The organism is Aurantivibrio plasticivorans, from assembly GCF_055392955.1.
Map to the genome: position 1 here is coordinate 2525130 of NZ_AP036020.1, position 24129 is coordinate 2549258.

19 protein-coding genes are annotated in these 24129 nt (G+C 46.5%); all 19 read right to left on the reverse strand.

Annotated elements, in window-relative coordinates:
- Window positions 1–3: 3 nt before the first annotated feature.
- Window positions 4–1050: an N-acetylneuraminate synthase family protein gene (locus ACZ5NB_RS11395; RefSeq protein ID WP_460233738.1), complete on the reverse strand. Its 1047-nt coding sequence runs from the start codon at window positions 1048–1050 to the stop codon at window positions 4–6.
- On the reverse strand, window positions 1037–1780 hold the full coding sequence (locus ACZ5NB_RS11400) for an acylneuraminate cytidylyltransferase family protein (protein WP_460233739.1): 744 nt from the start codon (window positions 1778–1780) through the stop codon (window positions 1037–1039). The genes ACZ5NB_RS11395 and ACZ5NB_RS11400 overlap by 14 nt, the downstream gene beginning before the upstream one ends.
- A 185-nt stretch (window positions 1781–1965) precedes the next feature.
- Entirely contained in the window at window positions 1966–4002 is a 2037-nt protein-coding gene (gene fliD, locus ACZ5NB_RS11405) for a flagellar filament capping protein FliD (RefSeq protein WP_460233740.1), read from the reverse strand.
- Between the two features lie 379 nt (window positions 4003–4381).
- Window positions 4382–4816 carry a flagellar protein FlaG gene (locus tag ACZ5NB_RS11410; RefSeq protein WP_460233741.1) on the reverse strand — a complete coding sequence of 145 codons (435 nt, stop codon included), beginning with the start codon at window positions 4814–4816 and terminating at the stop codon, window positions 4382–4384.
- A gap of 68 nt (window positions 4817–4884) precedes the next feature.
- Window positions 4885–7008 (reverse strand): flagellin N-terminal helical domain-containing protein, encoded by a 2124-nt coding sequence (locus tag ACZ5NB_RS11415; RefSeq protein WP_460233742.1) that lies wholly within the window; start codon window positions 7006–7008, stop codon window positions 4885–4887.
- Window positions 7009–7359: 351 nt separating this feature from the next.
- Window positions 7360–9483 (reverse strand): flagellin N-terminal helical domain-containing protein, encoded by a 2124-nt coding sequence (locus ACZ5NB_RS11420; protein ID WP_460233743.1) that lies wholly within the window; start codon window positions 9481–9483, stop codon window positions 7360–7362.
- Between the two features lie 143 nt (window positions 9484–9626).
- Window positions 9627–9923, reverse strand: coding sequence for a hypothetical protein (locus tag ACZ5NB_RS11425; protein ID WP_460233744.1), 297 nt, complete (start codon window positions 9921–9923; stop codon window positions 9627–9629).
- A 22-nt stretch (window positions 9924–9945) separates the two neighbouring features.
- Window positions 9946–11550, reverse strand: coding sequence for a flagellar hook-associated protein FlgL (gene flgL, locus ACZ5NB_RS11430; protein WP_460233745.1), 1605 nt, complete (start codon window positions 11548–11550; stop codon window positions 9946–9948).
- Window positions 11551–11560: 10 nt separating this feature from the next.
- Window positions 11561–14296, reverse strand: a complete 2736-nt coding sequence (gene flgK, locus ACZ5NB_RS11435) for a flagellar hook-associated protein FlgK (RefSeq protein ID WP_464107544.1) — start codon at window positions 14294–14296, stop codon at window positions 11561–11563.
- 5 nt (window positions 14297–14301) lie between these two features.
- A complete protein-coding gene (flgJ, locus tag ACZ5NB_RS11440; RefSeq protein ID WP_460233747.1) occupies window positions 14302–15303 on the reverse strand; it encodes a flagellar assembly peptidoglycan hydrolase FlgJ in 1002 nt (333 codons plus the stop codon).
- A 17-nt stretch (window positions 15304–15320) separates the two neighbouring features.
- A complete protein-coding gene (locus ACZ5NB_RS11445) occupies window positions 15321–16457 on the reverse strand; it encodes a flagellar basal body P-ring protein FlgI (protein ID WP_460233748.1) in 1137 nt (378 codons plus the stop codon).
- Between the two features lie 11 nt (window positions 16458–16468).
- On the reverse strand, window positions 16469–17140 hold the full coding sequence (gene flgH / locus ACZ5NB_RS11450; protein ID WP_460233749.1) for a flagellar basal body L-ring protein FlgH: 672 nt from the start codon (window positions 17138–17140) through the stop codon (window positions 16469–16471).
- Window positions 17141–17220: 80 nt separating this feature from the next.
- Entirely contained in the window at window positions 17221–18006 is a 786-nt protein-coding gene (gene flgG, locus ACZ5NB_RS11455) for a flagellar basal-body rod protein FlgG (protein WP_460233750.1), read from the reverse strand.
- 79 nt (window positions 18007–18085) lie between these two features.
- The gene (locus tag ACZ5NB_RS11460; RefSeq protein WP_460233751.1) at window positions 18086–18829 is read right to left on the reverse strand and encodes a flagellar basal body rod protein FlgF; all 744 of its coding nucleotides are present in this window, start codon (window positions 18827–18829) and stop codon (window positions 18086–18088) included.
- A 169-nt stretch (window positions 18830–18998) separates the two neighbouring features.
- Window positions 18999–21347, reverse strand: a complete 2349-nt coding sequence (locus ACZ5NB_RS11465; protein WP_464107545.1) for a flagellar hook-basal body complex protein — start codon at window positions 21345–21347, stop codon at window positions 18999–19001.
- Window positions 21348–21396: 49 nt separating this feature from the next.
- Entirely contained in the window at window positions 21397–22107 is a 711-nt protein-coding gene (locus tag ACZ5NB_RS11470; protein WP_460233753.1) for a flagellar hook assembly protein FlgD, read from the reverse strand.
- Window positions 22108–22164: 57 nt separating this feature from the next.
- A complete protein-coding gene (flgC, locus tag ACZ5NB_RS11475; RefSeq protein ID WP_460233754.1) occupies window positions 22165–22596 on the reverse strand; it encodes a flagellar basal body rod protein FlgC in 432 nt (143 codons plus the stop codon).
- Window positions 22597–22598: 2 nt separating this feature from the next.
- Complete coding sequence (gene flgB / locus ACZ5NB_RS11480) at window positions 22599–23006, reverse strand: flagellar basal body rod protein FlgB (RefSeq protein ID WP_460233755.1); 408 nt, start codon at window positions 23004–23006, stop codon at window positions 22599–22601.
- A 259-nt stretch (window positions 23007–23265) separates the two neighbouring features.
- Window positions 23266–24117: a CheR family methyltransferase gene (locus tag ACZ5NB_RS11485; protein WP_460233756.1), complete on the reverse strand. Its 852-nt coding sequence runs from the start codon at window positions 24115–24117 to the stop codon at window positions 23266–23268.
- Window positions 24118–24129: the final 12 nt, after the last annotated feature.

Here is a 24129-nt window from a genome sequence, read left to right on the forward strand (position 1 = left end):
GGATTAACCTTGCGGACTGACGTCGCTACGTCTTAATAATTCATCGGCCTCGATTTTCCGAGAGGCTCGACATCCTATTAAGGCGTGATAGTCTTCCGCTTTGATTTCTCCGGTACCCGGACGTTTTACCCAGAGATTGTCTTCCGTGAAGACTTCGCCTTCGTCAATAGCTTTTGTGCTGACTACCGATGCGAAGGCGAAGTCTCTGGTCCCCTGCTCTTCCGTGAGTAAATCCTTGCGACCACCACGAGCCTTACGAACTATATCGGCCTCAATGATGAGTTCCTTTAATGCTTTCGGGTCCATTGAGCAAATAATATCGGGACCCACTCTGTCCATGGAGTCAGTAAAATGCCGTTCTAGTATATCGGCCCCCAATGCAACCGCAGCGATGCAGGTACTGTTGCTAATTGTATGATCCGACAGCCCTACAGTCGCATCTGGGAACGCCTCTGCCAGCTCTGGTATCGCGCCTAGACGTACCAATTCTGGCGGTGTGGGATAGATATTTGTGCAGTGCAATAGTGCGTACGGGACTTCGTACTGGCGAAGTATATTGACCGACTTCTGAATACTCTCAATATCATTCATACCGGTACTTAAGATAACCGGCTTACCTTTACGCGCGATATGTTCAACTAGCGGGTAGTTATTACACTCTCCAGAACCGATTTTGTACGCAGGCACATCTAAACGCTCTAACCTTTCCACAGCGGCACGCGAAAAAGGGGTGCTAATAAATATGGCCCCTTTGGATTCGGTGTAGCGTTTTAATTCGGCCTCATCTTGCTCATTCAGGGCGCATTCGTCCATTAGTGAATAAATCGATTGGTCGGCGTTATCCGGTTGAATCTGCTTTGCCGCCGCTGCCATTTCATCTTCGATGATATGGGTTTGATGTTTAACTATTTCGCATCCTGCTGCGACGGCGGCATCGACCATTTGTTTTGCAACGCTGAGTGAACCACCATGATTGATACCAATCTCGGCGATAACCAAAGGGGGCTCATCGGGACCTATACGACGTGATGCAATATTAAAAGCTGGCATGTTGATGACCTCCTGCCGCTTGATTTAACAACGAAGCGCAATACTGCATATCTTCAGGACTATCGACATCAGCGCTTTCTTCCGCTGTCATTAAAAACGGTGTGATGTTGCTGCGGGGAATGCCATTCTGACGCTTGAATGCAGCAACAGAAAAAATATACATAGCGCCGTTTGGCATGACGACTTCTGGCAGATCTTGGCGTCGTTGATAGGACGTTTCAGCCGAGTGTATCGGCAGGACGCTATTTGACTGAGGGTCAATCACATACGCTTTCAACACTTTGTTATCGATAGCATGAACGCTAATGACGGCATCACAATCACTTTGATTAAACAGCGCTAGCGCGTCGACAATATGGTCAGCAGTCCGGATGGGTGACGTCGGTTGCAGTAAACAGATCACATCATCATTTCTTAATCTTGCAGCTTCGATAGCCTCTGCAATAACTGGATCCATTGGCGCTTCATCCGTAGCGAAACTTGGGTTTCGCTCTAAACGTTCGGCACCAAACCGTTTGGCAACTTTAAGGATCTGCTGGCTATCGGAACTGACAATGACATGCGTAAAAGCGTTGCTATTTGTAGCGGCCTGGATGGAATACGCGATTAAAGGTTGGCCGTTCAGATCAGAGAGGTTTTTGTTCGCTATTCCCTTAGACCCACCGCGAGCGGGAATAAGCGCAATAAAGCGGTGGAAAGCGTCTATGGTGTCTGAGCCTGGTTTATACACTGCGTCAACTGTCCGTCACTATAGATATCTAAGCGCCCTAAAAGCGCCAAATATTCGTGAGTTTTAGCGAAATTTGCGCTAAACAAGCTGTTCTAGCGCGCTGCAGAAGTAAAATTGCAAGGAGCAGGCCAATCTACAATGACTCGTGATAGGCGTTAGTGAGCCAGCGATTAATCAAACATTAGCTATTTTTTAGCCGTAAACGGAAGGCGATCATTGATACCATCTAAAAATGACCCGGTATTTTGAAGGCTCTGAACAATCTGATCCATAGCGATGAATTGAGACTGCAAGCGCGCGCGATAGGCTTCTGTGCGCAACTCAAGTATGTCGCGATCATCTTCCACCTCACTAATGCGTTCTCGTATCGACGTTTCGCGCTGCCGAATCAAGCCACTGCCCTTGAGAAAATCATCAATCACTCGATTCATTTCGTCGCCAAAACCGCGCGAGAAAGAGAGCGTACCGGTAGTGGCGCCAGCCGCCACAATCATGCTGAGGCCAGTGGCATCTGAGTCCAGATCCGGCAGCAACACATTGCCACTACCAAAACCTTGAACTCCATCGATGGTCCCAGCCACATTATTACCAGTGGTTGTAGTCGATGCGGTACCAATACCCAACTCAGCCAGATCAGCGCCTTCAACATTAATCGATACGGTAGAACTATCACCAAAGCTATCCGATGTCATAACAAAGTGATCGGTATCCCACTCCACCGATACTGTTTCGTCAGCGGCAATCAGCGCACTATCATTGTTTATCTGTGACTGTAATTCAGCGGCCATTTCTTCCGGTGTAAACACGGTATCGGCAGTCAACGTTATAGTGCCCGAGGCCGTGCCATCCACTGATATTTCAAACGAATAATCTTTCCCGGTGGAATCAAATGATGCGGGTGGACCAGCGAGAGCGCTGCCGGTCAAATAGCCTTTGCCCGCGTCGGCAGTGATAACAACATCGTAAGATCCCGGCGTTGAGTTCTTGTTGTAGTTGACCGCTTGGATAAGCGCCGAGTCTGAGGTGTACCGAGGCGTAAATAACGTTTTTACTAAATCAAAGTTTTCGTCGAAGGCTTTATTGAAATCTTGCGTATTCAGTTCAATCGTTCCGTCACGATTAGTCCGGATACCTACATTGGTTAAAGCCGTAAATCCATCTTCTACGCCTGGAATGCCGGAACCAATTAATCCGCGTAGACGCGAAATTAGGTTTTTCGCCAGCGGATCCGTGCGCAAACTGCCGTAGTCCTCAATTTCATCATCGTAGCCTGTCAACTTGCCAACCGTATCCAAAAATGAATTGTAAGCTTCGACAAATTCAGTCACGGTTTGCTTAGCGAGCGCCTTATCTTCCGTGATAGTCATACTAACGACTTCAGTGGCAGACTCATTTTGTATGGTAAAATCTAGCCCTTCGATCACGTCGTCAATGACATTAGACTCACGTGTTACCGCCAAGCCGTTGATGGTTAGCTCAGCATTTTCACCGCCCTGCTCCTGACTAAGCTGCGAACCACCTGTATTAAAAGCAAACCGCGAGAGATCACTCGCATCATTGTTTGTCGCCGCCCCATCCTCTTCGACGACTATTTCGAGTTCGTTGTTTGCACCTTCAGGCCCGGTAATTAAGAGGCGGTAACCTGTACCGTCATTAATGATCGATGCTTGTACACCAATATCCGCGTTATTGATGGCATCGCGTAAACCACTTAACGAGTTATTGGTTTCATCAATGGTGATGGTACCGCCAGTCTTATCTGCATTAACATCAAACACCGAAGTGGCTGACTCATCACCTAAACCATCACTCCAGTTGCCAAAGCGAAACGTTAGGGTACCGGTACCCACGGCATCCGATGTTTCTGTAAAGACACCAGAGCTCAACGATTGGGATTTGGCTAGGTTACCCACAGAGATCTGATAATTACCAGCAACAGCATCCGATTCAATTTTGGTAGGTATCAGCAAATTAGTATCAGGGAAATCAACGGCTTTTGCATTGAAGGAATCAGTGCTTGATAGTTTGATAAGCGAGGTCTCTAATTCACCCAAAGCACTTCGCAAAATTCCGTAGTCAGAGAGCTGTGTATTTAACAGCTCTTCTTTTGTATCGAGCCGCTCGGTTTGCGGCGCCGATTGAATCTCAACGAGCTGATCAACTAGTTCGAACGTGTCGACTCCAGAACCGCCACCTAGGGTGTTGACGATATTTTGAATCATACTTACGCTCCAACAGTTGGACTGCTCTTAAATTTTTCTCAATAGACGAAGTGTCATCTGCCACATCCTTGTGGCGACAACAATACATAACACTCACACTCCTGGCATCTATAGGCAACACCTAAAGTGACAGCTTCAGATGCTATGCCCCGATCCTTCGGTGGGGTTCATCCATAAAACACCCAGGTCCATTCCCTTTCCCTTAGATCCTATCCTTACAGCATTCCCTGGCTTACTCATTTCATCGGCTGTCGTGCTAGAAACTATAGCCTTTAGTCGAGAAAATATGTAATAACAAAAAGGGGTGCTTAAAGCACCCCTTTGTAGGTTTCCTTCTATCACACACTATCGAGACTTAGCGCGATAAAGTTTATCCACATTAAGCTTTGGCGGTAATGAGATGGAGTGGCTCTTCAGTACCTGCTTCTACACTTTCTTTCAAACTTTGTGCCATTTTCAGAAAGGTTTCATCCGGTATCTGACGAATCACTTCTTGGGTAGTCCGATCTTTCACAGTGACGACCGTTCGCCCAGACGCATCATCCACATCAAACTGAATGTTACGCTGCATTGACTGCGTGTACTCATTCATTTGAGCAACCACTTCCTTCATATCCTCATGAACTTGTTGATGAGGTAAAGCTTGTTCGTCAACGTTAACGTCCGTTGTTTTTACTTGGGTTGCGGAGATTTTTTGCTCATCCGGTGGCAATTTCTTGCCACTTTCAGACACACTATCCGCTTTCGGCTTGGAAGAAACAGAAGAAGTCCGCACCGACACCGATTGCAGACTTTGATTAGTAACTTCGTTCATATCCTTACCTCTTCCCGTTACCTCACGAGTCGGGTGATACCCGACTCGCTTGGCTAAGGTCTAGCCCCTTACTGGAGTAAGGAGAGGACCTGTTGTGGTCGAGAGTTAGACTGCGCCAACATCGCGGTAGATGCTTGTTGCAATACTTGAGCTCGACTCAACTGTGACGTTTCCATCGCGAAGTCGGCGTCGACAATTCGCGAACGTGCTGCCGATGTCTTCTCAGACACGTTAGACAAGTTCGAAATTGCGAAGTCCAACCGGTTGTTCACCGCACCCAAATCTGCACGGGTGGAGTTGATGGTTTCAAGCGCGTTATCGATGACGCCAATGGCTTTCTGAGCGTTCGCTGCAGTGTCAACACTCACACTGGTAATCGCCGCACCGAAGGAACCGCTAGCCGTATTATTGGCTTCAAGTAAGCCCACTTCGGCTGCTGTCGCATTTACGCCCAGCTCAACACTGATTGGATTACCGTTAGCGCTAGTTAGCTTGATACCAGCTTCAACATTGATGGTTGCCAAGGAACCCGCTGTGCTCACTTCCGCACCGCTGGCCATGAACTCAACAAATGAAGCACCCGCAAAGCCTTCTGCACCATCACCTGTGGTGATTGCGGTATCGCCTGTGGTATCGCCGAAGACGATGGCACCTTGATCAGACTCAAGTACAACGTTGTTACCGAGTACGCTCGCTTTAACACCGGTAGTGTTCGTGTTGCTGTTGAAGATATCCGCAACGTCTTGGATGGTGGTCGCTGTGGCGAAATCGATATCAGTACCGTTGACTTTCACTTCACTCGCAGTGCCTGCAAACGCAGTCGCTACAGAAATGCCGCTTAGGTCTACACGAACTGATGAGAACGCATTGGCGGTAACACCAGACTCAGAAGTCGATGCGTTAATCGCGTCGATTTTACCCGTTAAGCTATCGGTATCTTGGTTGTCGATTTGTACACCGTTGATGGTGACGTCACCAACACCCCAGGATGCGTCGGCATTCGCTGTTGAAATACCAGCACCTTCAATAACACCTTGAGCACCACTTTCGCGGAAACCTAAGTTGTTCAAATCGTTTAGAGTACCGGTCGCGCCACGCTCGATCGTGATGGGGTCGCCGTTATCAGAGTTAAGTACAATCTGACCACGCTGGCTTAAGCCATCGCCTACAGTTGCCGCCATACCAAGGCTAGCTTGTAGATCTAAACCACCACTGGCTGCAACAGTAATTGTCGACCCGTTGTTGTTGCTCAATACCAAAGCGCCATCATCACCAACCGATGCATTGACTTCGCCGCCAGTTGTCGCATTAATGGCGTCGGCTAGCTCTTCGATGCTCGTGGTGTTCTCACGAATTTGATAAGTTTGCGTCGCGCCGTTCATGCCAGAGACGGTAACGTTGAGTCCTTCACCCGCATCATTGTCGATCACACCGCTACCAACTTGAGAAGCCTCAAGCTCAGTAATTGCCGATGCAGTAACGCCATTAACGTTTTCGTTAATTGAAGTAACGAGGTCGTTGATAGTATTGGCGTCACCAGAGGCGCCTGAATCAAAAGTACCAATAGATTGACCGTTGATTAGCACATCACCATCGCGAATATCAGCGTCCAGTGAAGCGGCAAATGCTGATGCTTGGAAATTTGCTTCTGCACCCAGCAAGTCAACGCTAGTGGAACCCATACCCAGGGTCTTAGCATCCATCGCTTGAACAGAAAGAGAAATGGTTTGATTCGCTTGCGAGCCTACTTGTAGGTCGATGTTATTGAGTGAACCATCGAGTAGGTTTTGTCCGTTAAAGGTGGTTTGTTCAGCAATACGGTCAAGCTCTTCTACCAGCTGTTGAACCTCAGCATCTAGAGTCGCGCGGTCAGTATCGGTGTAGATACCGTTCGAAGACTGAATTGCTAGCTCACGCATACGCTGTAAGATGTTAGTGGTTTCTTCTAACGCACCTTCAGCCGTTTGAATTAATGAAATACCGTCGTTCGCATTCCGTACAGCTTGATCCAAGCCGCGAATTTGCGAAGTTTGTCGGTTAGAAATAGCCAAACCTGCCGCATCGTCTTTCGCCGAGTTGATTCGACGACCCGATGCTAAGCGCTCGGTGGCCTGGTTGAGATCATTACCTGATTTCAACAACTGACGTTGTGAATTCAAGGATGATACGTTGGTATTAATAACTAAAGCCATGAGGACTCTCCTACGAAATAAACTGGTTCATTTAGATGAACGTCTGTCGGTCCCTTTACAGCCATTAAGGCCTCATTGGACGTCTAAATTGTTTATCGACGTAAAAAGAGAATGCTTTAGTAACATATAAACCGCGTTTCATAACTCTTTATTGTTAAGAGAATGAAATGCAGTATTTTTAGTCTAAAAGCAATAGTCTGGTTATAAATATCACTTAGAATCTAACGTTGAACTCTATCAATCAATCTGCTCCATACTATTGTTATCTGTAAATTAAGTCTCTTATGAAAATTAATTCTCGCCCCTAACTAACGTTTTAGGGGCGAGAGCCTTAATAAATCGCGACTTCGATTACTGTAATAGCTGTAATACTTCTTGTGGTCGCTGATTCGATTGAGCCAGCATGGCCGTTGAGGCTTGCTGCAATACTTGCGCTCGACTCAACTGCGATGTTTCCATCGCGAAGTCAGCATCTACAATCCGTGATCTCGCAGCCGATGTTTTCTCTGACACGTTTGAAAGGTTAGATATTGCAAAGTCCAGCCGGTTGTTAACCGCACCAAGATCTGCGCGAGTTGCGTTGATCGTCTCTAATGCATTATCAATGACACCAATCGCTTTCTGGGCATTGCGCGCAGTATCAACACTGATACTCGTGATCGCAGAGCCAAATGAACCGCTTGCGGTGTTATTCGCTTCCAAGAACCCAATCTCATCAGCCGTCGCGTTAGGCCCAAGCCCTACACCAATGGGTGCCCCATTAGTACTGGTCAGTTTAATACCCGCTTCAATATTGATCGTGGCTAACGATCCAGCGGTGCTGACTTCAGATCCGCTGGCCATAAACTCAACAAATGTCGCACCGGCAAACCCTTCAGTACCCGCACCGGTTGTTATCGCTGTATCAACCGTCGCATCACCGAAGACGATGGCGCCTTGATCTGACTCTAGGACAACACTATTCCCTAGCACGCCCGCACTAACACCGGTGATATTGGTAGCACCATTAAACACATCGGCGACATCTTGAATCGTCGTAGCGGTTCCAAAGTCGATGGTGACACCATTTACCAAGATGGACGATGCCGTTCCTGCAAATGAGGTGGCGATGGAAACACCACTGAGGTCAATACGCACAGAAGAAAACGCATTCGCTGTAACGCCGGTCTCGTTGGTAGAGGCATTGATTGCAGCAACTTTCCCAGCCAAACTATCGGTGTTTTTGTTGTCGATTTGCACACCATTTAAGGTAACATCACCGACACCCCATGCGACATCAGCGAAGGCCGTAGAAATACCCGCACCTTGAATTACGCCCTGATCCGCGCTTTCTCGGAAGCCGAGATCGTTTAGATCATTTAACGTACCTGTTGCACCTCGCTCAACGGTGATGGGATCACCATTGTCAGAATTGAGAACAATCTGACCACGCTGACTCAAACCATCGCCAACTGTCGCGGCCATACCAAGACTAGACTGTAAATCTAAACCACCAGCTGCCGCTACGGTAATGGTTGCACCACTATTGTTACTCAGAACTAACTCACCGTCGTCGGTAACCGTTGCACTAACCTCTCCACCAGTCACCTGGTTCACCGCGTCCACTAATTCATCGAGGCTCGTGGTATTTTGGCGGACTTGATAAGTTTGAGTCGCTCCATTAAGTTCCGATACGGTGATATTCAACCCTTCGCCTGCGTCGCTATCAACAACGCCGCTACCGACTTGCGATGCTTCGAGTTCAGTAATCGCTGAAGCGGTTACTCCATTTACGTTTTCATTAATGGATTCAACTAAATCGCCTACCGTGTTCGCATCACCGGATGCGCCTGAATCAAATGTACCGATGGACTGTCCATTGATTAAGACATCACCTTCCTTAATATCAGTTCCCAATGACGCTGCGAATGCGGTTGCTTGAAAGTTAGCCTCAGCACCTAACAGATCAACACTGGTTGATCCCATGCCAAGTGTCTTCGTGTCCATCGCTTGAACAGATAGAGTGATAGTTTGATTCGCTTGTGAGCCGACTTGCAAATCCACACGGTTCAAACTGCCATCTAGCAATGTTTGACCGTTAAAGGTCGTAGTTACCGCAATCCGATCTAGCTCATCAACTAATTGTTGAACTTCCGCATCCAAGGTCGCGCGATCAGTATCAGTATAAATTCCGTTAGCTGACTGAATGGCGAGTTCGCGCATACGCTGAAGAATATTTGTTGTTTCTTCCAATGCACCCTCAGCCGTTTGAATTAACGAAATGCCATCGTTAGCATTTCGTACCGCTTGATTTAGACCGCGAATCTGTGACGTCTGGCGGTTTGAAATGGCCAAACCTGCTGCGTCATCTTTTGCTGAATTAATGCGTCGTCCGGAAGCTAAACGTTCAGTCGCTTGATTAAGATCGTTACCCGATTTCAACAACTGACGCTGCGAGTTCAACGCAGAGATGTTGGTGTTAATTACTAAAGCCATGAGACTCTCCTTGATAAACGTTGTTCAATTCGATGAACGTCTTTCCGTCCGAATACATTTCAAACATTATGTTCGACCCAACTGGACTTCTGTTTCTTTTATCGACAACACATCGTTTCCCTTTAATTTTATTTCACCTTTTTTCAAATATTTTTGTAAATTTTTTCCATCTTTTTATTTTTATTATATTTTGACAAATTGTTTTCTTTTTCATCTCTCTTTAACACAGAAAATTCCAAATTATCAGTGTCTAACCCTAATAAATATTGGTATTTTTCTACATCTGACGCCGACATAGACTCAACAAACTCATCCACCAGGTAACGCTTCGCAAAATGATCGCGATTTGCAACCGCCTGGGCGGCTAAATCAATCTCATCTTTCTCGAGATGCTCGCGAATAGCTAGCGTCATCTTGATTAAATCATCAAGTATATTCATTCAACGAATGTGTTTCCTATCGCTATAAAATACTAAATAAACTCAAACCACTAACCCTCACAAAACTTTGTTGGGTCGCCTGCAAAATGAATGACTGCAGTGAGAGCCTGGTTGCCGCTTCGGCGTAATCCAAGTCTTCTAGGTCTGCTAACACTTCACGATTAAGAAGCTCAGAATCTAGCTGCAAATCTCTCGTACTCTCCAATGTATTGAGGCGGGCACCAATCTCACTCTGAATAGAATTAATATTAATTTCTGAAAGGTCGAGACTTTCCAAGGTTGCGGATACGACATCAGCCACTAAGTCTTTGCTTGCGTTGTCGTCATCATTAACTTGCTTTAATGCATCACTGAAACGAGCAATTGTGGTCAACAAACCTTGCGTATTCGACGATTCAATAAACGCAGTATCACCCGGCGTACCAGGAACGCCGTTGGTTGAGACACTTCCCGAGTTAATACCCAACGCCGCCAATATATTAGGGCTACTACCACCCACAGGATCGACTTCAATATTTAACCCACTTGCCACCGAAAATTGTGGTGGAACAACGGAGTTGTCCACAGCAATGCCAAGGTTCGCTAACAGAGCTGCGTTTGAACCGGTTGTTAGTTCAGTTACCAGGTCTGCATTGTTCGTTACGTTGCTACCGATGGTTAAGGTTTCCGTAATGCCTCCCACACGTAACGTGAGACTATCTCCCGTTTCGTCCGTAGCAAAATTTTGCGCCGCATCACTACCCCACTGCACAGTACCTGGCGTCGCCGGCGTACCTGGATAAGGCACGCCGCCAATGCGAAAGCTCACACCATTGACTTCGATATCTTCACCCGGTTGATACAATTGATTTTGCACGATGACTCGACCACTGGATCTTTCTGTAATGGTGTAATTGGTCGTTGGTGGAACAACAGTGCCTTGCGCATTGAAAGTAATCACCATATCTTCTGGATAAAAATCATCAAACGCCAACTGGTCGACGACTTGGCCAACGGATATCGATATAGGTGGCGATGATTGATTGGCGGGATTGACCGATGTACGTACGGTATTAACCGGTGAAGGAATATTTTCGAATATATTCTTTCCCGAATCGCTGACTTGAATCTTGGCGATATTCGATACTTTGATAGAAATTGAACCCTCATCACCCACATATCGATAGCCACCACCGCCGTCAGCAACGAAAGGTTCAACCGAACCTTGGTAACCAGCAAAAATATATTCTCCACCCGCACTGCGCGTATTCGCTAAATTCAGCAACTCCTCTAAACGAGAATCCACTTCCGCAGCGATTGCCAAATAATCACTTTTTGTCAATACAGCTGTATTACCCGCTTGAACAGAAAGCTCTCGCATACGTTGCATTAAGCTAACCACTCCGTTCAAAGCCACTTCTTCTAACTCCAGCAAGTTCTCGGCGATATCAATATTTTTGACATATTGTTCACCGCGGGCCAGGAAGTCTTTAACCTGTAAAATCACGGTAGAAGCTACCGGATCGTCAGCGGGGTTCACCACCCGCTTACCGGAAGAGATTTGAGACTCGGTTTTAACAATTGCCCGCTGAGCATCTGCCATGCCGACATTAGCAATATCATATATTTGTGTTGTTGATATACGCATCTCAGTTTACCTAAAACGAATTCAACAGCGTGTCGAATGTATCTCGTGAAATCGCAATCACACGAGCATTTGCGTTATAGACCTGTTCAAAACGGACAAGGTTTGCAGCCTCCTCATCAAGATTAACAGCGGATATAGCGTCCCTTGTCGCTTGTGTTTCACGCAATAGTAATTCAGCAGCCTCAGTATTAATCTGCGACAAATTACTTTCAGTGCCTACTCGCTCAACTAATTGGCCGTAACTTTCCGATAGCGTTAAAGTTCCCTGTTCTACAACTTGTTCCGTTTCTAAGTCTACAAATCGCAACGCATTACGGTTATCGACACTAGCGTTATCGTTAAACTGAATATGAAATCGATCATCCACGCTAGGTTGACCAGACACTACGGCTTGATATCCCATGAATGCGGATTGAGCAAAGTCGGCAGCTGAACTATCCCCAAAAAATTGGCTAACACTCGGTGCAGTGGTCAATACCACATTATCTGCTAAGGTGAGATCAATTCTTCCGCCCACCGTGACCAACGCTTCCTGGCCACCACCTGCCGCGGTCAAACGCACATTGGGATTAACGCCATCGTGAACCGATATGTTGTCTCCCGCTACACCTTCGATGCGAATATCAAGGTCAATGCCTGTTGAAGCCAGAATACGCAGCTCTGGGTTACCCGTAATGGGATCGCTAGTGCTGGTCGCATAAATACCCTGGCTACGTAGAACTTGGTTTTCATTAATTCTTTCCGCGAGGTAGGTATTAAACGCAGCCTCATCAACTGATGGGTCAGGCACATCGCTGGCAACCTGTCCGGTTGAATAGCCAATTAGATCCTGGCCACTCAAACGAATTTGCACAGGAGATGTTAGATTGTTGATATTGATATCAGTGATAACCGCTTCGGTGAACGCATTTGCGCTAACGCCATCCAGATTCGATAACAACGAGGCTGTGTTTCCCGCACTGGAATTAAACGTCGTTGTTAAACTTTGTGTCGTCGTCGCACCGGTTGTGGGATTGGTCGTTGTGAACGTAAGTTGTTCAACTGGATAGCCATTAGGTACCGCACTACCACCCGCCGCTTGTAGATTTGAAATGCGACCAGGAGGTAGCCCCATACTGGAGCCTGTACCCGTTACAATCGTCACACCCGGGTCAGTGCTAAACAGAGTATTATCTTGATTCGGGATGAAGGATTGGTTTCTCAAAGGCGGAACAAGGTCCACAGGTTTGCCCGGATCTGAGTTGTCTAATACGTCATAGGTTGTTGGGGAGGTAAATATAACCACGACGGGAGGACTCAATTGCCCAGGAGCAGAAAACGCTGGTAAGACATTACCTTGTTGATCAACAATACTTAAAATTTCCCCTGCGCTAATTCTACCAGCACCGATATTGCCATCCCCTATCTGAGTTCGAATCGGTAGTGCAAAAGCAATATCTTCCGGTCGCTCAATTAGCGATTCTATGTCGACCGCTCCGCGCCGAGTCGGCTGAATAAGAAACTCGTCGCCACCCTGGAATGACCCAGATTCTAAGTGCACCACCAACCCTTCGAATGCAATTTCAGCAGGATAAGCTCCCGATAATATTCCTTGAGTAACCTCACTGCCATCAGCATTTCGGGTAACAATATAATTCTGAGTGTTAGGAATTAAGCGCAGTGTGTAATCGTCGATTGTGAGACTGCCTGTATCTGCAATCTCTACGTAAATACTTCGATCATTCGGTGGTTGATTCGTACCAGCCCCCGTTACGCGGCTGGTCATGACGACAGCATCGTTGATATCCGTAAAAAAAGGTGTGCCGAAATCGCCATCGAGATCCAAACCTTGTTGTTGAATATCGTTGAATACTTCCGACATCACTAACGCAACCCGGCCTAGCTCGTTAAACGCAGGATCTAACAACTCTTCTCGAAAACGGACTAACCCGCCCAGCTGACCACCGCTAATAGCATCAGTGACATCTACGCTACCGATAGCGTTACTGAGGACAATTTCATTGCCATTGGTTAACGTAAATTGGCTCACTGCTTGACCAACAACTAACGGTTGACCGCTGCCAATCATGACGTTGACATCACCAGCATCCTGCTCGATGACTTGAATCGTCACCAATTCCGAGAGACGTTTTAACGCTTCATCCCTTTGGTCCAGTAGATCATTTGGCTGTGCCCCCTGGCCCAGCGCGAGCTGCTGTTGAATCGTTAAATTAAGCTCGCCAATTGATCTCGCTAAGGAATTGATTTCCGATATAATGACGCGCGATTCTGAGGCAATACCATTATTGATACTCTCCATGCGGCCATACAACAAATTAAAACGGGCGGTTAAACTTTCAGATTGTGCGATGATGAGCTGTCTCGCAGGTGTTGAAGACGGGTCATCTGCTCCTGATTGCAGCGAAGCAAAGAACGTCTGTAAACCTTCTGCCAAACCGGTACCAGAATCCGCCAACAATTTGTCGATATTGCCAATCTGATCGTTAAACGTATTGAGCTCTTCGAAATTATTGATATCTGTTCGCAGCTGACCGATTAAATACTCGCTGACAATCCGTTCTACCGAACTTACAAGAACACCACTACCTAAGTATCCAACGCCCGCACTTTGAGGCGTCCGCGCGACATAATCGACTCGCTGACGGCTATACCCTTCTGTATTCGCATTGGAAATATTATGCCCTGCAGTTCGCAATGCAGTTTGACTTGCTTGAAGCCCGGATATGGCATTTCCTAGAATACTCATCGCCGTTAACCCCTAAAAGCCGCGTGACGAATGGATAAAGTAGCGTTATTAAACACGTCGCTATTCAGTAACTTCAGTATCTTGTCTGCATACTCTGGGTCTGTTGCATACCCTGATTCTTGAAGCGATTGGATATACTCTTCACTATTGGTTGCCTTTAGCGCCGAATCGTAACGCGGATTATTACGGATAAAATCCACATAATCTCGAACACTGTCCTGGATTGATTCATATTGACGGAACGACGCTCTCTCCCGTTCGGCGACACCATGGCGAAACTCGATGGTTGAAACGTTAACAACATTCCCGTTCCACCTTTGATCAGCTTTGATGTTAAACAAGTTATTACTGGAAAACCCGTTGCCATCTGTTGCGATATACTTTCCCCAACCAGTTTCTAACGCCGACTGCGCAACTAAAACATCAGGCTCAACACCAAGTTGCTTCGCTGCTTGCTGCATGAATGGATAGATACTTGTGACGAAGTCTTCAGGTTGGCCGGAATAGTTTTCAAAGCGAGCGGACGGTAAAGGAGCATTAGTTATATCGGAAGCCAGCGGTTGCGACTTAGCTGATGAGAGTTGATCTCCGCCTAGTGTTGATGTTGCTTTCGCTGGCGTAGACAGTACAGTATCTAGGTGTCGACTCCTTTGTGGCTGCGTATCGGCAAACTGATTTTGCATTTGATTATAAAATGCTTCAGCTAAGCCAATGCCACCGCTATTAGACAAATTCAATGTCAGTTGTTGGTCGTACATATCCCGATAAAATTTCACATCTTCACTATTAAATAAGCCACCTTCTTCAAAGGGTACGCTCGCCTGCCTCATGGATTTCAACATGAGTGACATGAAGATGGATTCAAATTGTTCGGACAACGCTTTTAATGCAGCCGATTGATCATCGCGTCCAAGCTGGTTGATTTTGTTTAAGGCGTGCAGGTCCGTATAGGCATCCTGCTGAATGCTAGTCATCTCCATGGTGGTTGTCGCAGGATTTACAAGCATACCCTTGTCCCTCTACCCTATAGAACCACGAGCTCGGCGCGCAACGCGCCTGACTGCTTCAGCGCCTCGATAATTGCCATTAAGTCACCAGGTGCTGCGCCGACTGTATTGACCGCCTTGACGATATCATCGAGGGTTGTTGCGCCATTGAGCTTAAACATCGGACTAGCACCACCATCTACAGTAATGTCACTACGCGGGACAGTTACCGTCTCACCTACTCGGTTGAAATCACCACCCGGTTGGCTTACCTCATATTCCTCTGACACAGTCACGGTTAAATTGCCATGGGTAACGGCCACTGGAGACACTCGAACATGCTGCCCAACCACGATGGTCCCTGTTCGTGAGTTAATAACAACACGAGCAGCTTCTTCGCCGGGTGTCACTTCGATATTTTCCAGAAGTGACAAAAAACCTACTCGCTCATCAGGGTTAACCGGGGCATCGACTTTTATCGATACCGCGTCAATAGAGCGAGCCACATCCGGACCAAGCGTGCGGTTAATACTATCGGCTACACGTTTGGCTGTGGTGAAATCAGGACGATGTAAATTGAACACCACAGGTTTTCCGGAGTTAAAAGCATTACCAACAACACGTTCAACAATCGCACCATTTGGAATTCGCCCTACGCTCGGTACATTAATGGTGACTTTCGAGCCGTCAGCCCCTTCTACACCTAACCCGCCAACAACTAGACTCCCCTGCGCAATAGCGTAGACATTGCCATCAATGCCTTTTAGAGGGGCCATCAATAAGGTTCCACCACGTAGACTTTTCGCGTTGCCTATAGATGAAACGGTGACATCGATGGTTTGCCCTTGTTTAGAAAATGCTGGTAGCTCAGCGTGTATTGTCACGGCCGCGACATTTTTTAGTTGCATTCTGATTCCAGACGGAACTGTCACGCCAAATGATTCCATCATGCTCATGAACGATTGAGTCGTAAACGGAGTTTGGTTAGTTTGGTCACCAGTACCATCTAATCCCACCACCAGGCCATAACCAATTAGCTGATTTGGACGCACACCGGCAATCGACGAAATATCTTTAATTCGCTCTGCAAAACTGAACGACGATACAATCATCGTCACACCGCATAGCATCAAGCGAGAGACGCTAAACCATTTGGAAAAAGACAAAAAAGCCATATTCTTATCCATTAAAAAGGCCAAAATACGCTATTAAATACTTTGCCAAGCCAACCCATAGTTTGAGAGTTAGCCAAAGTGCCCGTACCACTGTATGCGATTCGAGCATTTGCTAACTTGGTAGAAAGTACTGTATTAGCGGCACTCACATCTTGTGGACGAATTATGCCGCTGACGCGTATAAATTCTTCGCCTTGGTTAAGCGTCATCCATTTTTCACCACGTACCACCAAGTTACCATTGGGTAAAATATCGGCCACTGTGACAGTGATATTTCCCATCAAGCGATTGCTTTGATCAGATTCAGCTTCACCCTCAAATTCCCGGCTTTGCTCAATGTTGGTTAACATGCTTAAGTTTTTAAATGTCGGGTTAGTGCCTAACAATATGCCTTGATCTGCATCTTCGTTGAACTGAGCACTGTTATCTTTAGTTACCGATGTTGTTGATGATTTTGAGGAAACGGTACGCTCATCTAACATGACCGTAATGATATCGCCGACTCGATGTGCCTTTTGATCGTTGTATAGCTGGATCGCTAAACCATCTTGGAATAGAGAACCCTCACTGCTCTTTGGTATACCCGCCGAGGCATGAACGACAGGCGCATAATATGGGTCGTCGGGTTCAGGGGGCGGTGCAATAACACAAGCTTGTAATACAGACATTGCTAGCAATATCATGCCTCGAGTTATCCACCGCGAAGTATTTTTCCAATCGATTAAACTCAGTGACCTACACAACATACTCATGACACTACCTGCTATAAATTCTGTGTTACAAACTGCAACATTTGATCGGCACTCGTTACTACTTTCGAATTCAGTTCGTAGGCGCGCTGGGTGGTAATTAGATTGACCATCTCTTCGACAATATCAACGTTGGAGTTTTCAAGCGCCCCTTGCATAAACTCACCGAGACCATTTTGGCCTGGCGTACCCGCTTGAGGGTTTCCGCTTGCGGCCGTTTCAAGAAATTGGTTTGCGCCAATCGCTTGGAGCCCTGCAGGATTAATGAAGTCTACAAGCTCTAGAGAACCAATTTGTTGTGGAGTGGCAGTCCCTGCGACACGAACGGATACGGTACCATCACGGCCGATCGAAAATCCTGTGGCACCATCAGGAACGCTAATCGCCGGAGAAATTGTTAAACCACTCGCGTTAACCAATGTACCTTCGGAATTCAAGTGAAGCTGACCATTGCGAGTATATGAAATCGTGCCATCAGGCATTTCGACTTGTAAAAATCCTCGACCAATAATCGCTATATCCAACTCTTGTTCAGTCACTTGCAGGTTGCCTTCTGCAAATTCTTTCTGCGTACTCACGACTCGCACACCGGAACCAATTTGCAGGCCGGAAGGCAACTGGGTATCGGCTGTAGATTGAGCACCGGGTTGGCGCTTAATCTGATACAGCAAGTCTTCAAACGTCGCGCGATCGCGCTTAAATCCGATAGTCGATACGTTCGCGAGGTTATTTGAGATGGTCGATAGTTGACGGTCTTGTGCTGCCAAACCTGTTTTACTGATATAAAGTGCTGCGTGCATAAATACTCCAAAAACAACATGCTTTAAAACTATTTAGAATCTAACTTCGGAACGCACCTATTAACTGACATTATTGCCACTAAGTAATTTGCAATAGCCGTGCCGAAGCTTGTGAATTTTCGTCGATGGTTTGCATTAACTTAATTGACATTTCATATTGTCTCGACAGCGCAAGAATATCCGTCAACTCGCCAACCGGATTAACGTTACTCGACTCGAGAAAACCTCGCAGGATTCGAACATCGACATCTGCGTCCACCTCCCCGCCATCCTTGAGCTCTAGCAAACCCATATCATTTTTGACGAGTTGTTGTGGGTCTGGGTCCACCAGTTTGATGCGATTTACCGCAGCCATTGCATCGGGAGACTCCCCGCGAATCACGACTGAAATCGTGCCGTCTACAGCAAGTTCTATTTGGTCGAACTCCGGCAACGTAATCGGTCCACCGTCACCTAAAACCGGCAAGCCGCTGCCGGTGCGCACAATCCCTGCCGTATCAACAAAAAGTCGGCCATTGCGCGTATACGCTTCGCTACCATCTTCTTGCTGCACAGCGATAAAGCCACGATTTTCGAGAGAAATATCCAAGTCGCGCTCGGTACTTATGGCTGTGCCCTGTGAAAAATCAATCGCTGGGCTTTCGGTTAAAGCAAAAGCGCGTGAAGGAAACCCATCACCGTAATAAACACCCATTGATCGTGCTTGAGCAAAGTCAGCTTTAAAACCTTGTGTATTTACATTAGCCAGGTTATTGGCATGTACATCTTGTGCCAACATATTGTGCTTTGCGGCCGTCATACCGATATAAAGTGCTCTATCCATAATCCAAATTTCATCTTGTCAAATGTTTCAATCGATGTATCAGACAAGCCTTCAGCGAGACTATATTTCTGACGCTTTTTCGAATATTTGTATTATGGTTGCAGAATTGGTGCCAAAAAAAACGGCGCTTAAAGCGCCGTATCAATTTCGTAGGATTTTAAAAAGTTAATTAGATATTGATGATAGTTTGCGTTGTTTGGTTAGCGGTTTCGATTGTTTTGGCGCTAGCCTGGAAATTTCGTTGTGCAATAATGAGATTCACTAACTGTGCAGATAGATCAACGTTTGACTCTTCCAAAGCACCCGAAGTAATACCACCGAGAGAGGACGAGCCTGGCGTACCAATATTCGCTGCACCTGTTTCAAAGGTTTCAGCCCACATAGTGTTTCCTGTCGGTTGGAGCCCTTGCACATTGTTGAAATCCGCTAGCGCAATTTGTCCTAGCACCTGCGCCTCACCGTTAGTGAATCGAGCAAAGATAATACCTGTTTCATCAACATCTAAGCCGGACAAGCGTCCCGTGGTGTAACCCGTTTGTTCCACCGAGTTCACAGCGAAGACACTACCAAATTGAGTTGTGCCGAGCATATCGATTTGAAAATTCGAACTTAGCGCTGGCGTGGGAACAGGAATAGAGCCACCCTGTAATACGTTGAGCGGCTGCAGCGCTCCGTTCGGGTTGCCGTCTGAATCAAGTGGCGTCCAGTTTGATACCAACATCTGTGGTGTCAGCAGCGTATTCAAGGAGCCATCGGGATTAAAATATAAATCGTAGCTAGCCGGTGTCGGGACCGTATTTTGAGGTGGAGGCAAAGCGGTATTAGGATCGCCAACGTCTTGCCCATCAATTTGTATATGCATTCGCCAGTGATTCGGTTGTGTAGTTGGATCATTCACATCATACGGTTGTTTAACAAAGTATTGCGTCATGATATGAGGATTACCCAAGCTATCGTAGATCGTTACCGACGTTGCGTGATTATAGGTAGCTTGATCTGTTGGGCTAAAGGCATTGATGGTTAATGGCTGGAAAGTTGTTGAGTTAAACGGTGCGAATAAATTTCCTACCGTTGGTGTACTCGAGGCGATGGTGTAGTTTTCTTGCAGTACAATATTAATGCTACCGCCGACCACACCTGATTGGTTGGTTGGCGTGTTAGTAACTGTCTGTGTACCAGTACCAGGTCGCCCGAGAATATCGACCTGACCTACCCCTGCACCACTAAAAGAGAAGATAAGATCATCACCCACTGATGATGTGAGCTCTAAGTCTCCAGAACCATTAATCAACGCTGAAACACCGGGTAACGTTGTGCTCGATAAGCTATTGATTTCAGTCGCTAACCCAGCCAGTGTGGTGCTCAATAACGTAACACCATTCAAGACTAAATTACTGTTAGAGTTATCAAACGTCCCAGAAGCAATGGTACCCGTGGTTGTAGCTGATGCCGTAATACCGGCGAGTGCGTTCAACTCACTGGCTGTTTGTGCCGCGGATACACCATCGTTGCTGTTATAGGTAATGATTTGACCGTCTGGGTTTACGATTTCTAAGGTTTGAATACCGTACCCATTGTCAGCTGCGGCTACACCCGCAGTTGAAGCTGGCGCTGCGCCTAAGGCGGTGGTCAATGCGTTTACACCAGTAATATTGCTCAAGTTAATATTAGAACTCACACCGGAATTTAGATCTTGTAGTTCTAAACTGCCGCCATTGGCAATGGCTTGAACATTAATGGGACTTGGTGAACTGAAAATAGCGTTGTTAATGAGGTTGGCAATATCTTGTAAGCTATTAGCGGTTGTTCCGTTGAGGTTGAGAGAAACCGTGCCATTACCCGTGGCGGGAGTGGACCCCGTTAATTGCAAATCAAAGGTTGTGGGGTTAGCCGTAAAATCTATAGGTGTCGCAACGGCACCCACATCCAGGGTCGTGGTTGTTGCAAAACTTTGCCCGGTCTGAGCAACGCCGATCACACTCCCATCCGTAGAAAATGTTGAACCGGTACTTTGTAAAACAGCTTCGTTTGAATCTAAGTTAACTTGCGAATTTACTAACGTTGTTTGCGCGGGTGGCTGGGTATTCGCTAAGATCTGGAGGTCCCCTAATACACCGCCAATATTACCGGCGGAGTCGGCTGCAAAACCCTGTAATCGCGCGCTAGTATTGGTGACAATATAACCTTGCGAGTCCAAACCTAGTGTTCCTGCTCGCGTAAATAGTCGGTCGCCCGCTTGGCTAACAATGAAAAATCCTCCACCACTAATAGATAAATCCAGTTCATTTTCCGTGAAGTTTAAATTTCCCTGACCAAATTGTTGCGAGACAGCCTGGAGCTGAACACCACTACCGATGCTATTTGCGCCACCACCAAGCAAGGTTGTTGCGTATACATCACCAAACTCAGCACGAGAGGACTTAAACCCCACTGTGCTCGCGTTAGCAATATTGTTACCTGTAATCCTTAAATCACTATTCGCTGCGCGAATGCCACTGAGTGCAGTATTAAATGGCATAGTCCTCTCCTACTTCTCTTATACGGCTATTTCGTTTTTACACAATACATTAATTAAACTGTCTAACATCGCTTAAGCTAACAGCACCGATGCCAGCGAGGTTTAGCGTGATGGCACCACTCGGGTCGACTGTCACACTGTTTACATTGGCACTCACTGCGGTATCCATCTCTTCCATCTTGCCATCTTGCGACGCAAGCACCTCAACACGATAAACACCTGGGCCAACTGGCTCACTGCGACCACCGTTATGATCTACAATTTCGCCATTTTTCTCTAAATACAGTCCGTCCCAGCGTATAGCCACGTCACCTGACTCCTGAGCACCCAACGGGAAGCTCTGTATTAATTCGCCGGATTCGCTGTATATATTGACATTGAGGTCAGTGGTCGTCGCCGGAATAGTGGCCGTTGCAGAAACTAGCTGTCCATCTAATAAATAAGTTTCGTTACCAGGTACACTCACTTGCCGACCCACAAGTGACGAAGCCTCTAGAGCACGATTCGAGCTGAAGGATCCTGCAAAAGTTTCAAAGTTTGAATTAAGTCGTTCGATACCTTCGACCGAACTAAATTGCGCAAGCTGTGCAATAAATTCGCTGTTTTCTTGAGGATTGAGTGGGTCCTGATTATTCAATTGAGTAATCATCAATTCTAGAAATGCTGTTTGACCAAGCTCATTACTCTTTGGATCATCTTTGGTTTTTGAGGAGATACCTAAATGATCGAGAGTACCGCTAATGCCATCTACACTGCTCATACGATGTACCTACTGTCGTTTGCTACTTTTTCGTAAGTTTTGATACTTTGTCGAATATTACTGACCAAGGGTCAGCACGCGTTGCAACATTTGTTTTGCTGAGTTCATAACTTCTACATTCATTTGAAAACCGCGAGAGGCAGAAATCATGTTTGTCATTTCTTCTACTACATTCACGTTTGGATAGAGCACATAGCCTTCGTCATCGGCCATTGGATGGCCTGGTTCAAATCGTTTTTCCAGCGGTGCGTCACTTTCAACAATACCTAACACACTGACCCCCGCACTTTCACTTGTCTCGCTGCCTAATGCATTTTCCATCGCTTGCTGTTGTACTGCAGCGAATACAGGATGACGAGCCCGATAGACTTCATCAACACTACTCGCTGCCGATTGCGCATTAGCCATGTTACTCGCGGTGGTATTGAGTCGTAGACTTTGCGCTGTCATCGCAGACCCCGCGATATCAAACACTGCACTAATCGACATAGTTATTCTCCTCGAATGGCGCTAGTTAGGCCTTTAAACTTACTATTTAAAAAGGTGAATGTTGATTGATAAGCCAGCGCATTTTCCATAAATTGCGCGTGCTCAACATGTTCATCTACCGTGTTTCCATCAATCGACGGCTGCATTGGCACTCGGTATAGGAGTGGTTGATCAAAGTGTTCAGTGGAAGACTCAGTGATATGGCCCTCACGCGTACTGCGCATCTTTAAATTCCCTTGACCACTATTATTTACCTGATCTTGTAGTGCTGCGCGAAAATCAATATCGCGTGCCTTAAAATTAGGCGTATCACTATTCGCCAAGTTGCTAGCTATCAACTCTGCTCGCTTAGCGCGAACACCAAACGCTTTTTCGTGAATACCCAAGGCCGATTCGAACGAGATAGCCATAATGCTTTCCAAACCTACTCGAAATAAATAATCATGATCTTTATAGCAATGGCTATGCCAAAGGCCGGAAAACCCCAAAACAAGCGCGATTCAGGTCATTATCAGATGAAATGAATGAGAGTGTGGCAAGGCTTTGCCGCTTACTGTATTGAGCTTTGCCGCATGCGGTAACAGCTGTTTTGATTAGCCGATGACACGTGTCGATAAAATGACGGGAGAATCAAAAGATAGTGCGGTTTAGCCGAGGGAGGCAATGACACTATTTAGCGCGATACATGATTCCTGGTTTGCACTGAATCATTTCGAAGAGGTTTGCCACTCCAGAAAGCCCTTCAGAGGAACCTAGACACAATATGCCGTTGGGCTTTAAAGCGCCGTGCATTTTAGTAATAATTTCGCGCTTTAATTCGTTTGTAAAGTAAATCAGAACATTGCGACAGAATATAACGTCAAACTTACCCAGGTAAGAATAGCTTTCGAGTAAATTAAGTGACTTAAATTCAACCCTTGAGCGGATATTCGCCTTAAGCCGCCAATTGTTTTCATCCATCACTTCGAAGAATCGCTCGGTACGCGCATTAGTCATACCTCGCGCCATTGATAACCGATCGTAAGTCCCTGAACGTGCGTAATTAAGCATGCCGCTAGACACATCCGTTGCCAATATCCTGACTTGCCGCTTAGCCAACCCGGGGTTTCGATGTTTAAATTCTTCGACCTCCATACTCAGGGAGTACGGCTCCTGACCAGATGAACAGGCGGCACTCCATAACTTTATGTCACCGCCAGGTTGCGACATTAATTCTGGCAGGATGGAGTCTTTTAGGTATTCAAAAGGATAAGCATCTCTAAACCAATAGGTTTCGTTTGTTGTCATCGCGTCGATGACATCTTGCTTCAGGGAAGATTGCCTAGTTTCGGTAAGCTTTCGAACGAGAGCCCCTATGGAATCGATATGGTGGTCAGATAATATTTTACGGACCCGCGTGGAGACGAGGTACTGCTTGTTAGGGGCCAAGGCTATCCCGCAAGCCTCTTCTAAGTAATGAGCAAATGTCTCAAAGTCCTCGGGCGCGATTGAGTCCGCGCCGCTGCTTCTATTAGCACTCATGCAGCTGTCCTA